Origin of the sequence: Mesorhizobium sp. M0189 (assembly GCF_040322135.1) — a bacterium.
Taxonomy (GTDB): Bacteria; Pseudomonadota; Alphaproteobacteria; order Rhizobiales; family Rhizobiaceae; genus Mesorhizobium.
Window position 1 is genome coordinate 114,513 of record NZ_JAMYSW010000015.1, and the last position, 12,596, is coordinate 127,108.

10 protein-coding genes are annotated in these 12,596 nt (G+C 58.5%); 7 read left to right on the top strand and 3 right to left on the bottom strand.

The window, feature by feature from the left end:
- Window positions 1-40 precede the first annotated feature (40 nt).
- Window positions 41-1,780: a PAS domain S-box protein gene (locus NKJ09_RS24435; RefSeq protein ID WP_031193849.1), complete on the top strand. Its 1,740-nt coding sequence runs from the start codon at window positions 41-43 to the stop codon at window positions 1,778-1,780.
- A 182-nt stretch (window positions 1,781-1,962) separates the two neighbouring features.
- On the opposite strand, the gene NKJ09_RS24440 is transcribed toward NKJ09_RS24435, so the two are convergent.
- Entirely contained in the window at window positions 1,963-2,637 is a 675-nt protein-coding gene (locus tag NKJ09_RS24440) for a LuxR C-terminal-related transcriptional regulator (protein ID WP_352484593.1), read from the bottom strand.
- Between the two features lie 509 nt (window positions 2,638-3,146).
- On the opposite strand from NKJ09_RS24440, the gene NKJ09_RS24445 reads away from it, so the two are divergent.
- The 5 genes from NKJ09_RS24445 (at window position 3,147) to NKJ09_RS24465 (ending at window position 8,132) form a co-directional block, all read left to right on the top strand.
- Window positions 3,147-3,869 (top strand): nucleotidyltransferase family protein, encoded by a 723-nt coding sequence (locus NKJ09_RS24445; RefSeq protein ID WP_031193847.1) that lies wholly within the window; start codon window positions 3,147-3,149, stop codon window positions 3,867-3,869.
- 47 nt (window positions 3,870-3,916) lie between these two features.
- Window positions 3,917-5,053 (top strand): DegT/DnrJ/EryC1/StrS family aminotransferase, encoded by a 1,137-nt coding sequence (locus NKJ09_RS24450; RefSeq protein ID WP_023718557.1) that lies wholly within the window; start codon window positions 3,917-3,919, stop codon window positions 5,051-5,053.
- On the top strand, window positions 5,050-5,724 hold the full coding sequence (locus tag NKJ09_RS24455; RefSeq protein WP_031193846.1) for a sugar transferase: 675 nt from the start codon (window positions 5,050-5,052) through the stop codon (window positions 5,722-5,724). The genes NKJ09_RS24450 and NKJ09_RS24455 overlap by 4 nt, the downstream gene beginning before the upstream one ends.
- A 74-nt stretch (window positions 5,725-5,798) precedes the next feature.
- Entirely contained in the window at window positions 5,799-6,803 is a 1,005-nt protein-coding gene (locus tag NKJ09_RS24460) for an SDR family NAD(P)-dependent oxidoreductase (RefSeq protein WP_023718555.1), read from the top strand.
- 66 nt (window positions 6,804-6,869) lie between these two features.
- On the top strand, window positions 6,870-8,132 hold the full coding sequence (locus tag NKJ09_RS24465) for a polysaccharide biosynthesis/export family protein (protein ID WP_023718554.1): 1,263 nt from the start codon (window positions 6,870-6,872) through the stop codon (window positions 8,130-8,132).
- A gap of 47 nt (window positions 8,133-8,179) precedes the next feature.
- Here NKJ09_RS24465 and NKJ09_RS24470 read toward each other — a convergent pair whose 3' ends face one another.
- Window positions 8,180-9,478 (bottom strand): HlyD family type I secretion periplasmic adaptor subunit, encoded by a 1,299-nt coding sequence (locus tag NKJ09_RS24470; protein WP_245278562.1) that lies wholly within the window; start codon window positions 9,476-9,478, stop codon window positions 8,180-8,182.
- 242 nt (window positions 9,479-9,720) lie between these two features.
- Entirely contained in the window at window positions 9,721-11,472 is a 1,752-nt protein-coding gene (locus NKJ09_RS24475; RefSeq protein ID WP_023718552.1) for a type I secretion system permease/ATPase, read from the bottom strand.
- 408 nt (window positions 11,473-11,880) lie between these two features.
- Here NKJ09_RS24475 and NKJ09_RS24480 point away from each other — a divergent pair, with 408 nt between their 5' ends.
- Window positions 11,881-12,573 (top strand): N5-glutamine methyltransferase family protein, encoded by a 693-nt coding sequence (locus NKJ09_RS24480; RefSeq protein ID WP_023718551.1) that lies wholly within the window; start codon window positions 11,881-11,883, stop codon window positions 12,571-12,573.
- The last annotated feature ends 23 nt before the right edge of the window (window positions 12,574-12,596 follow it).

Here is a 12,596-nt window from a genome sequence, read left to right on the forward strand (position 1 = left end):
TAGTCTCGACGGGCTAGTCAGAAGGTTGTAGTCTGTGTCCATGAGCTCGCAGTCGCGCAGGTCGAATTCGAACCCGTCGGGCAGATTGCTAACTCATATTGCCTCTGCATCCGTACTAGCTGCCACACTGATATTTGAAATAAAATCGTCAGCCTATATTGGGCAAGGCGCCAGTTTTCTGGAATTTGTTCCGGCTATTATTATTATCGCTTATCTCGAAGATCGTGTGCCTGCGCTCGCTGCGACCATTCTGATGGTGGCGGTCGGCCTTTGGGCGCGAGGATACGATCAGATTTCAAATGGCGATTGGGCACGCGCAATCCTGCTTCTGGTTTCGGGTGGGGTGATTGCCATGACGTTCCATCGCCTACGGCAGGACTTGCGTGAGCTGCTGGAAGTCGCGGAGGCCAGGCTCGCTGCCGTCGAGGCGACCGAAAGCCGCTATCGTTGGGCCTTCGAACGTGCTGCCATGGGATTCGCGAACACCAACGAGAAAGGTGAGTTGCTGCAATCCAACAGACGCCTTTGTGAGATGACCGGGTACAAGGAGGAGGAGCTTGCCCAATTGCAGCTCGATACGCTCGCCCACCCGAACGACCGGGACACCTTGGCGCAATTGTTGGCGGGCCTAGGCAACGACATTGCTTCGTTCGTTTCGGAGGTCCGTCTTTTAAGAAAGGACGGTACGGCATTCTGGGCCAGGCTAACGCTTTCTTCGTCCGTGCCCGAGGGGGGACTCTCGGAGAGCATCTTCGTGGTGGTCGACGATATTTCGGAACGACGAGCTGTTCACGAAGCGCTTCGGGCTCAGAAGGAATGGCTAGACCTCGCTCTGTCTGCTGGACGCTTGGCCACGTGGCGGATCGACCTTAAAGACGGGACAGTCACAGGCTCGGACACGTTCTGGGACGTTCTCGGCTTGGCCCAGGCCAATAGCCGCAGTTTGGAGGAACTATCAGCTGTCGTTCATCCGGCGGACTGGCCAAAGCTGGCGGCATCGAGAAAGTCCGCATCATCGGTCATGAATTACGATGTTGAGATACGCGTCCGTCGACCGGACGGGCATATCCGCTGGGTTGCCCTGCGCGGAAGGGAGGAAAGACAGGGTGATGGAGGACAGCGGCTTGGAGTGGCTGCCGACCTGAGCGAGAGACGACAAACCACGCTGCTGCGCGCCGCGGCAAAGAAGCGGGAGCGCATTATGCTCGAACAACGCCACAGGTTCGGCAACGTTTTCGCGGTGATCACGGCGCTCGTGAAAATGGTCGATGTTCCTGGAAACAATGTTGCCAAATACAAGGAAATGCTGATCGACCGGATACGCGCGCTCGAGGCAACCCATCTGCTTCTTTCACGCAACGGCAGCGTATCGGGGGCGCTAAACGATCTCGTTGCTCAAGAGTTGCAACCATATATGGGAACACGCGCCATATCGGTCAGCGGTCCTTCCGTGGTGATGTCGGGAGGCGCCGCCGAGAGTTTTGCAATGATCGTCCACGAGCTTGCCACCAATTCCATGAAATATGGAGCGCTTGGCGATCCAAAAGGCCGGATCGACGTAAGCTGGACATTTGCACCTGAAGACACAGGCAGTGAGATCGTGTTCGAGTGGGTGGAATCGGGACGGCGGCGGACCTCGAGCGTAGTCCGTCATGGCTTCGGTTCCATGATAATCGGAGTAGATGGAGCGCCGCTTGTCGGTCACTCTCCCAAACTGGAAATAACTGACCACGGGTTGCGGTATTCGCTGCGGCTATCACGCAAGGAAATCGGATCCTAGTGCAGTGCTCCGATCGAAAAGCAGATACCTAAAAGACGCGTCGCGCTGAATGGCCTTGGAGATGCGCTTAGGTTCTTTTCCAGGGATGTCGTTGGCCAAAGGCCGCAGCGCAGTTTCGGTATATGCAGTATATGCATGAAACCTTGGGCGCCGTTTGCATGTCCAAAAGGACGCGCGGCGCTCTAGCTGGCATGTCTCGAAAGCCATGTCTTCAGCATAACGGCAGCTTCTGTCCGATTGCGTACCCCCAACTCACGCAGGACCGCAGCAGCGTGGATTTTCGTGGTCGCCTCTGCGATTTCCAGGTCGCGAGCAATTTCCTTGTTTGAATAGCCTTCCGCCATCAGCTTGAGGACTTCCTTTTGCCTCGAGGTCAGCCTGCCAAGGTTGAGGCCTGTGGTACGTCGCTGTGGGCCTTTCTCGGAGTGTGTATGCGCGTGGGTTGTTTGCGTTGCACCCGGGCGTGACAGAAGTGCAGGAACATAGATGCGGCCGGAGAGGATTTCATTGACAGCCAAAACGACCTCTTCGTCCGTCTGCGACTTTACGATGTAGCCATGAAGCCCGATCGAAAGAGCCGTGAGTATTTCCGAGCGTGAATCGTTTCCGGAAACGATCGCAAATCGCGTGTCCGGATAGGCGGACAGGATCCCGCCGAGCACCTCCTGATTGAACAGGCCCGGCATATTCAGGTCCAGGATCGCAAGATCCACGAACGATTGCTCTGCCAGCAAACTGAGCACCGCGTCGAAACAAGACGCTTCAAATATCTCCACACCTGGAATGCCTGCGGTCAGTGCCAATCGCAAGCCACGACGATACAAGCCGTGATCGTCGGCGATGACGATTCGATACATTGAACTACCCCAACGCGTATCTGAATGGATTGAACGGTGATGGGCCTGAAAGTCGTAGCCATTCACTCGTCGATTCATCCAGCCGACGCCGCGGCACCCCAACGCCGCAAACGCCAGATTTCTAATATAATCTTAAATGACGGGAAACGCTCCTCTTTTTTTGCCCCTTGTGAGCGAAACCCGCCGAACGTCGTCGAACATGTGTTCTGACCTCTTGGAAAGCTGACAGACCGGCTGGTCTCAGCACTGCCATAGGTCTGTAGGTATAGAACAGCAAAACGGCTGAATTGTTACCATTCGAATGCACGACGACACGCACCCCGACGGCCACATACCATCCAGATGCAATGTCCGGATCAGGGATCGGTGGGGAAATCTCACCGGTCTTCTACGGGAAATCTCACCGGTTCTTCTGAGGGGACAAGAACGCGTTTCCCGGGTGCTGACCAGGGTAGGATAACCGGCCCGTGACGATGGCGTTCAGGCCGAATGAACAAGGGAGGACCAGGATGAAAGCGGTGATCCAATGTGGTGGAATGGGAACACGCCTCCGCCCCTTCACTTCGATCTTGCCGAAGCCGCTCATGCCGATCGGTGCACGGCCGGTTCTCGAGATGCTTCTGAAATGGTTGCGACGCAACGGTATTCAGGAAGTCTATATTACAACCGGATATCTCGGCCACTTGATCCGCACCGTGTGTGGAGATGGCTCGCAGTGGAACCTGAAAATTCGATACACGCAGGAGATGGAGCCGCTGGGCACCATCGGGCCATTGTCTTTGATCAGGGACGAACTGACGGAGCCATTCATCGTTCTCAATGGCGATGTCCTTACGGATCTAAGCCTCAGTCGATTTGTAGCAGCGCACCGTAAGCACACCGATCCAGTGACGATCGCAACAGCCTGTCGCCTGATCAAGATGGATTTCGGCGTCATCGACGAAGTCGACAATACCGTGCAGACCTTTCGCGAGAAACCGACGCTGTCGCATCTGGTCAGCATGGGGATTTACTGCATGAATCCAGACGTTCTGCAGTTCATCCCGTCCGGCATACCCTTTGGGTTCGACGACCTGATGCTCCAGATGATGCAGAACGGCACAACCGTGCACGTGTACAAGCATGAAGGTCTCTGGCTCGATATCGGGCGCGTCGACGACTTTCAGAACGCACAGACCATTTCCTGGGAAGACCAGTCGGCCTCGATCGAGGTCACTGCGACGGCTGCATGATGAAGTCACCAGCGCGGTTCCCACAGTTATCAGTCTAGGAGGTTGTGATGCTCTTGGTCAGTGCCCCGATCTTGGGTGTGCCGGAGAAGACTGCTTTGACCAAGGTCATCGACAGCGGCTGGCTGACCATGGGGGAGCAGGTACGAGCCTTCGAACAAGCCTTTGCCGACGTGCATGGTGCGGAGGATTGCGTCGCGGTCAGTTCTTGTACCGCAGCGCTTCATCTCATTTTGCACGCACTTGGTATCGGCCCGGGCGACGAGGTGCTGGTCCCATCCTTGACTTTCGTGGCGACCGCAAATGCGGTCCTCTATGTTGGTGCGACCCCCGTTTTCGTCGACATCGAGTCGGTCGATGTGCCGCTGATGTCCATCGCGGAAGCCGAAGCGAAATGCACGGCCCGCACCAAGGCAGTCATTCTCGTCCATTTCGCCGGCTACCTCGCCGATCGGGAACAATGGCAGAAGTTCGCCCGTGCCCGTGGGCTGCATATCGTCGAGGACGCGGCGCATGCGCCCGGCCTGAAGGAGGTGGGGACATTTGGTGCCGCGGCCGCCTTCAGCTTCTACGGCAACAAGAACATGACCACGGCGGAAGGCGGGGCGGTGATTGCCAGGGATGCCGGTCTGCTCGAGACGATCCGCCAGGCGCGTGGACATGGGATGACCACCGGGACACGTCAAAGGCTGAACAGCCGCACCCCGCAGTATGATGTCACCATGCTCGGATTCAATTATCGCATGGATGAATTGCGGGCTGCGATCGGATTGGTCCAGCTGCAAAATCTGCAGGAGTGGAATGAGATCAGGCGTATCCTGGTGATGCTGTATCGCCGTCTCATCGCGAAGCATTGCCCGGCCGTGACCATCCCGTTCCACGAGCCGCGGACGTCGGCCTACCACATCATGCCTATCCTTTTGCCGCGTTACGCCGACAGGCAAGACGTCATCGACGCACTGCGCGCGCAAGGGATACAAACCACTATCCACTACCCGCCGGTGCACCAGATGACGCTCTATCGTGAGCTCATTCCCGGTACTCATTTACCGCGCACGGAAGATTTCGCCCAGCGCGAACTCACTGTACCGCTGCATCCGCAGATCACCGCACCTTTGGTCGAAACGGTAGTGGTCGCTCTTGCCGCGGCGGTCAATAACTGCGCTCAGACAGGAACAGCCGCATGAATGCCCTGGACCTAGCCATTCACCGGCCTAACGTCTCGAGCGCCGCCCATGGGGCTGTGAGACGAGCAATCGATCTCGTCATTGCTGCAGCCGCGGCGATCGTCTTCGCTCCGCTGATGCTGCTGATTGCCCTGGCGCTGCTGCTGGAAGGCGGTCGGCCAATCTTCTTTACGCAGACCCGCGTCGGGGCCGGTGCTCGCCCATTCCGCATGTACAAATTCCGCAAATTCAGAGTGCGATGCGATCCCGGTGGCCTGGCGCTGACCATGGCCGATGACAGCCGCATGACGCCAATCGGGCGGTTCCTCGCCGCCACCAAATTCGACGAGCTGCCGCAGCTATGGAATGTCTTCAGAGGCGAGATGGCAATCATCGGTCCACGCCCGGAGAGCCTTGCCTTTGCCGATTGTTTTCGTGGAGGCTTTGAGGACATTTTACAATACAAGCCAGGCTTGTTGGGTCCGGCCCAGGTTCTCTTCCGGAATGAAGCGCATTTTTATCCGCGATCCGTGGACCCGCTATTGTTCTACCGCCAGGTTCTGTTTCCTGCCAAGGCCAGGCTCGACCTTTCCTATTATCCGCAGCGCACGATCGTCTCTGATGTCGTCTGGATGGTGCGCGGCTTGCTGGCGGTGCTTGGCGTCGTTTCGCCGCCGCCGATCGGAACGTGAGAGCAGGTGGAATACCCGCGCTCTCGTGGATTTGCAAAGTCAGTGCCTCACGTCATAGGGGGAACGCTTGGGTCATGGCATACAAGGGCAGGAAAGTTCTGGTTACCGGTGCCGATGGGTTCATCGGGTCGCATCTCACCGAAGCACTCGTCCGTAGCGGCGCGGATGTCACTGCGCTGGCTCTCTACAATTCGTTCGACAGCCACGGCTGGCTGGACGATTTGCCGGACACCATTCGAAGCCAGCTGAACCTCATCCGCGGTGATGTTCGTGACAGCGCGTTCCTTAACCGGATCGTGCGTGGCCAGGCGGTGGTGTTTCATCTCGCCGCACTGATCGCGATCCCATATTCGTATGCCGCGGCCCAGTCCTATGTAGAAACCAACATCCTGGGCACGGTCAACGTCCTCGAAGCGGCGCGGCAATGGGAGACGGAGCGGGTGGTGCACACCTCGACAAGCGAGGTTTATGGCACCGCGCTGACAATGCCCATCAGCGAATCACACCCGTTGCAGGGACAGTCACCATATTCGGCATCCAAGATCGGTGCGGACATGATGGCGGAGTCGTACGCCAGATCGTTCGACGTCCCCGTGGTCATCATGCGGCCCTTCAATACGTATGGCCCACGCCAGAGCGAGCGGGCCATCGTACCGACCATCATACGTCAGGCTCTCGACAAGAAATGCTCGGCGATCATGGTGGGAGATACCAGCCCGATCCGCGATCTTACTTTCGTGGAAGACACTGCGGCGGCGTTTTTGACCGCAGGTTCGGCCGAGCTCGAATTTGGCCATGCCTACAATGCCGGAAGCCAGCGCGCCGTGACGATCTCGGACATATTGGATCTGGTGGTCGAGTTGAGTGGCTGCAAGAAACCAATTCACCGCGACGAGCGCCGCCTGCGGCCGCAGAATTCAGAGGTGCGTGCCTTGCTGGCTGATTCTTCGCTCCTCGAAAGCAAGACTGGATGGCGCGCCCAGACCAGCCTGCGCGAAGGGTTGGAGCGGACCATCGGATGGTGGCAGGGACGCCTCAGCGAAGGCCGGGTGCGCCATGAGATGGGTTACATGACATGAGCTTTCGCCTGGGTGGATTGGCTCCGCCGTTGTCGCTGGATTCGAACCAGAAGGAGATTGTCACCAATGGTCCTTGTTAACCGAATCCTTCTTGTCGTGCTCGGCATGCTGGCTGCCATGGATACGGCCGCTGCAGCGGAAGCGCAGGTCGCCTATCGACTTTCCGCCGGCGACACCGTCGAGATAGGAATTGCCTCCATCCCGGAGCGAACGCAACGTGCCGTGGTCCAGATGGACGGCACGATCGCGCTTCCCGAAGTCGGGATGGTTTCGGTGGGCGGCCTAAGCCCGGCCGAACTGCAAACACGCATGCAGACGATCCTGCCAACCAAGATATTCCACCATCGTCTGCCTGACGGGCGGGAGCAAATGATCGTCATCAAGCCGACAGACGTGACCGCCGTGGTCGCAGAATATCGGCCGATCTATGTGACAGGGGATGTGCTCACTCCCGGACAGCAGGCCTACCGGCCGCTGATGACCGTGCGGCAGGCGATTGCCGTGTCAGGTGGTTTCAGCCTTTTGCGGTCCCGGGCAAACCAGGTTGGCCCCGATCCGGTGGATCTGCGGCGCGATTACGAATCGCTTTGGGGGGAATACACGAGAGACTACTATCACAGCGCCCGCATTCGCGCCGAACTTCAGGGCAAATCGAGCTTCGACATGCAGCCACCACAAGGATCGCCCTTGCCGGCAGTTTTTGCATCGGCGATCGCCCAGGCCGAAGCAGAAGGGCTGAAGCTCTCGTTGGACAACTTCCAGCAAGAGCAGAGCTTTCTCGATAAAAGTGGCAAGGATGCCGCTGCACAAACCGAGACCTTGCTCAAACGCGAGCAGGCCGAAGCGGATGGCGTGAAGGCGGACGAAGACGAGCTGGCGCGCGTAAGGAAAGCGTTTGAGTCCGGAAATCTCACCAATAACCGGCTCGCCGACGTCCGGCGCGCTTTGGTACTCTCTTCCAGCCGGGCACTCGAAACGTCGGTTGAACTTATGAGAGCACGACGTCAGCAGGCTGATTTTGCCAGACAGCACGAACGCAATGACAACCAAAGAAGGATAGGTCTGCTGACTGAGTTGAAAGATACCAATGTGCGTCTTGCCGACATCAATGCAAGACTTCGCGCCGCCAGCCAGAAGTTGCAGCCCACGGGAGCTGCCGCCCTGCCGTTGCCGGTTGCCGGTGAGACGATCCAAGCCGAGGTCACGATCGTTCGCAGGGTCGGCGAAGAATGGCGGAAACAGCCGGCCCAAGAAGACACCGAGGTCATGCCGGGAGACACGATCGAGGTAAGGTTCAGCAGCGCTCTCGAGAGCGCGGCGATCCGATAGATCGGCTGCGCCTCGAGCCAAGCGGCCGCCACTGGGTTGGCAGCCGCTTACTGCCTGAAAGCTCTGGAAAATTGGTCGGTAAGAGGTTTCATCAAGTAGGACCAGACACTGCGCTCGTCGGTTCTTATATGGACTTCGGCGGGCATGCCCGGTTTGAGGATTTTCTCTCCTGTCAGGCAGGTCGCTTCGTTCTTGACATCGATGCGCGCCGAAAAATAGGAAAGCTGACGTTGCTGATCCTTGATCAGATCTGCGGAGACGCGGTTGACCGAGCCTTCGCAAGCCGGTGTAGTGCCGGCGTCGAACGCCGGAAAGCGGATCGACACCTGCTGTCCGGGATGGATCTCATCAATGCGCGACGGAGGAATGGAAGCGTCTACGACAAGGTTGTCGGAATCGGGCACAATCATCATGAGCACCTCTCCGGCGCCAATCACGCCTCCGACGGTGTGGACCGAGGATTCTTGTACCGTGCCTGATTGCGGGGCGCGAATGTCTGTCCTGCCGAGCTCGTCTTCGGCCACCACCTTGCGCTCACTGAGTTCGGTCTGCTTGGCTTCCGTTTCGCGAAGTTCGTTGGTCACGTCGCTCCGCATTTGTTCGTCGAGCTGAAGCACCTGCAGGTCCGTTTCACTGATGTGAGCTTGTACCTCCGCTATCGCTGCGACAAGGCGTCCCGATTCGCCGCGAGTCCGGGTCTTCTCCAGGCTGACAGTGCTCAACCTCTCCTTGGAGACCAACTTCTTTGCGTAGAGAGATTCAACGTCAGCAAGGTTCTTGGTCAGCAGATCCAGAGACTCATCCGTCGCAGACTGCTGCGATTTGAGGCCATCGATCTGACGTTCCAGCTGCTTCGCGCGGCTTTGCAATTGTGCCTTCTGGCCAGCCAGCGCCGCAGCACGGCTTTCGAACAAGGCACGTTCGCCACTGACAAGCGCCGCCACTTGCGGGTCACCCATTTGAACCCGAAGGCCAGGCGGGATCTGCATTTCCGGCAGACCCTGGCGCTCGGCTTCCAGCCGGGCCAGACGAATGGTGGCTCGATTGAGGTCCTCGGTGATTATCTGCAGGTTTGCTCGGGTCAATGTGTTGTCCAGCCTGACCAACACGTCGCCGGCCTTCACGTGATCGCCGTCCTGCGCGAAGATTCCGCCGATGGTGCCGCCGGTTTGATGCTGGACTTTTTTTATGTTGCTTTCGACCACCACAGTTGCAGGCGCAATGACCGCGCCGGCAATCTTGGTCAATCCCAACCACAGCCCTCCGCCAAAGATCAACAGCAAGCTGGTTGCCAAGCCCAAGAGCAGATTGGCCCGGATGCCATCCGGATCCGGCTTCGTTTCCAACGAACGGCTTTCGCCACCGGGCGCGGCGTATGGCGACACGGTAACAGTAGAGCGATACCTCACATATGCCCGGCTGCACCTCTGTGCAGCGGAACGAGAATGTTCTGCCAGGCTCCGGAGCAGATTGCCCCAGGGTAAATTGGCTCGAATGCCATCCGGCTCTGGCTTCGCCCCGGTCGGCTGGCCTTCGCCAGCGACCGCAGCATATGACGACATGGTCACGTTAGACACTAAGCAATACCTCACGCATGCCCGCTTGCACCGTGCTGCAGCGGAACGACAATGTTTGGCTTGTCCGGACGCGGGAAGGGCCGGATCACATTTGCCAGAACGTCTTCGCGCGAACCGAACGAATGGAGCATCCCGTTCGACAGGACGAGTACCTGATCGATGTTGACGAGAGCGGAGGGGCGATGCGCAACGACGATCACGATACCGCCGCGCTGACGCACTGCCAGGATCGCGCCGGCCAAAGCAGCATCGCCGTCTGCATCCAGATTGGAATTTGGTTCGTCAAGAACGACGAGGAATGGATCACCGTAAAGTGCCCTGGCAAGTCCGACGAGCTGCCTCTGCCCAGCCGACAGGGCTGCGCCGCCTTCTCCGATGCGTGTTTGAAAACCCTGCGGAAGACGCATGATCATCTTGTCCACGCCCGCAGCTTTGGCAGCTGCCAACACGCCCCTTGCGTCGCTTTTGCCGCCGAACCTTGAAATGTTGTCGGCGATCGTGCCGTCGAACAGCTCAACGTCCTGCGGCAGGTAGCCAATATGAATGCCGAGCAGCTCTGAATTCCACTGATCGAGCGAGGCGCCGTCCAATCTTACCGTTCCTCGAAGCGGCTTCCATGCCCCGACCAAAGCGCGCACGAGCGTGGTCTTGCCGGAGCCGCTCGGGCCGACGACCGCCAACCCTGCGCCCCTCGCCAAGCGGAAGCTTACATTGAAGATTGTTGGCTTCTGCAGACTTGGTGGCGCGACCGTCAATTCCTCGACCGCAAGCTCCGCCTTTGGGCGTGGCAGTTCCATTGGCTCTTGCTGGCTATCAAAAGCATCCAGCGCTGCCGCCAGCTCGGAATAGCTTTTGCGGGTTGCCAGAAACCCTCTCCAATTTGCGATCGCCACATCGACCGGCGCCAGTGAGCGGCCCAGCAATATGGACGACGCTATGATCACACCCGGCGAGGCCTCGCCCCCGATCACGAGGTAGGCACCAAGCCCCAGCACGCATGATTGCAAGGCCATTCGGAGCGTCTTCGACAGTGAGCTCGCTGCGCCAACGACGTCGGAGAGCCGTTCCTGGTTCTTCAGATAAAGATGACTGACCTCGTTCCAGCGCCGGCTAAGCGGGGCGGACAGGCCCATAGCCTGAACAACCTCTGCGTTGCGGCGGCCGGAATCGGCCAGAAGCCGCTGCGCAACGAGTGTTTCAGACGCACGAGCCGCAGGTTTGCGGCCGATGATCTCCGCAGCCACCGTCAAAAGCACAACGGCGCATGCGCCGAGCGTTGCCAGCACGCCAAGCGCAGGGTGCAGCAGATAGATGACCACCATATAAAATGGTATCCAGGGAGCGTCGAATAAGACTGTCGGCCCCAGTCCGGAAAGAAAGCCACGTAGCTGGTCCAGATCACGAAGCGGATGTACCCGGTTCGCATCCGGCCCGGCAACGAGGGGCAGGGAAAGCGAGGCTGCGAACGCCTTTTGCTGCAGATTTCTATGCAGGCGGCTGCCGATGCGGACCAACAGGCGAAGCCTCACGAAATCGAGGAGCCCGTAGGCCGCGTAAAGTCCCAGCATCCCGACTGTAAATCCGACAAGAGTCGGCACGCTCTGCGAAGGCAGCACGCGATCGTAGACCTGGAGCATGTAGACGGAGCCGGTCAAGGCGAGGATATTTATCAATGCGGAGAAAACGCCTACGCCAACGAGGCCGTGCACACAGCCGAACATCGCGGATCGTAGATCGAGCGAGCGCCCTTTGGTTGACTTCATGATATGCGCTCTTTGACGCGAAATTGCCGCGCAATCTCGTCGGTTCTTTCGATGAGGGACAAACTTTAACCTTCCGGGAAGCAGCAGCTCCGCCCTTCGCTGCTGGAACATTACGAATTGCTTACATATGTGCCTTCTTTGATTAAAATGTAGCAAAATCGTGACGCCAGGCTGAGAATTCGGCAACTGGCTCGCCAGGCTGGGGATAACCGGGTCTGGTAAGGAGATATTCCTAATCATGACACAGCGCAGAAGCTTATGGTCATCTTTGTAGCATCAAGGCGTCGAAGCGTCTGGGGACGGATGGGTTTTGATTTTGTCGATCGAGAGTTAAACGGTTTTGAGATACACTTCATCGGAACGCAATTGTCGGCCACCAACGCCGGCTAAAACGGGGAGGCGAGTGTCGTGAGCGAAGAGATCAATGTTGCCGACGCCTACGGCAGGGGCCGCAGCACCTTCATGGGATTGCAGCTGCTGGTCTCGCCCGGTGCGCTTGTTCCTCGGCCGGAAACGGAACTGCTCGGCAACGCCGCTCTCGATGTTCTGAGCCAACTGAACTTGCCGGTGCCTCGCGTTGTCGACATGTGCTGTGGGGCGGGCAATCTGGCGTGCGCCATCGCGCACCACGCTCCCACCGCGCGCGTGTGGGCAAGCGATCTTACCGACGGATGCGTGGAGGTCGCGCGCCGCAACGTCACCCATCTTGATATGGAGGAGCGGGTAACGGTGCTTCAGGGCGACTTGTTCGGCGCCTTCTCCGGCTTGGAGCTTGACGGCACGATCGACGTGATCGTTTGCAACCCGCCCTATATTTCGGAAAAACGGCTCGAGGGCGATCGTTCGCATTTGGTCGAGCTCGAGCCGCGTGAAGCGTTCGCAGCCGGACCCTACGGTCTGAGCATCCATATGCGAGTGCTCAAGGACGCGCCGCGTTATTTGCGGCGCGGAGGCATCCTGCTTTTCGAGGTTGGGCTTGGCCAGGACCGGCAGGTCATGAGTTTGCTCGAGCGTTCCAAGGCTTATGAGAGTATCCGGGCAGTCACCAACCAGGCCGGCGAGGGCAGGGTGGTTGTGGGGCATACGAAGGCGCAGGCGTAAGCACCGCCGTCGCGACAGGCCTA

What these genes read in the sequence shown, in the direction of transcription:
- NKJ09_RS24475 (WP_023718552.1), bottom strand. Translation starts at nt 11,472, where the DNA reads ATGAAGTCAACCAAAGGGCGCTCGCTCGATCTACGATCCGCGATGTTC.
- NKJ09_RS24455 (WP_031193846.1), top strand. Translation starts at nt 5,050, where the DNA reads ATGAATGCCCTGGACCTAGCCATTCACCGGCCTAACGTCTCGAGCGCC.
- NKJ09_RS24440 (WP_352484593.1), bottom strand. Translation starts at nt 2,637, where the DNA reads ATGTATCGAATCGTCATCGCCGACGATCACGGCTTGTATCGTCGTGGC.
- NKJ09_RS24450 (WP_023718557.1), top strand. Translation starts at nt 3,917, where the DNA reads ATGCTCTTGGTCAGTGCCCCGATCTTGGGTGTGCCGGAGAAGACTGCT.
- NKJ09_RS24465 (WP_023718554.1), top strand. Translation starts at nt 6,870, where the DNA reads ATGGTCCTTGTTAACCGAATCCTTCTTGTCGTGCTCGGCATGCTGGCT.
- NKJ09_RS24445 (WP_031193847.1), top strand. Translation starts at nt 3,147, where the DNA reads ATGAAAGCGGTGATCCAATGTGGTGGAATGGGAACACGCCTCCGCCCC.
- NKJ09_RS24460 (WP_023718555.1), top strand. Translation starts at nt 5,799, where the DNA reads ATGGCATACAAGGGCAGGAAAGTTCTGGTTACCGGTGCCGATGGGTTC.
- NKJ09_RS24435 (WP_031193849.1), top strand. Translation starts at nt 41, where the DNA reads ATGAGCTCGCAGTCGCGCAGGTCGAATTCGAACCCGTCGGGCAGATTG.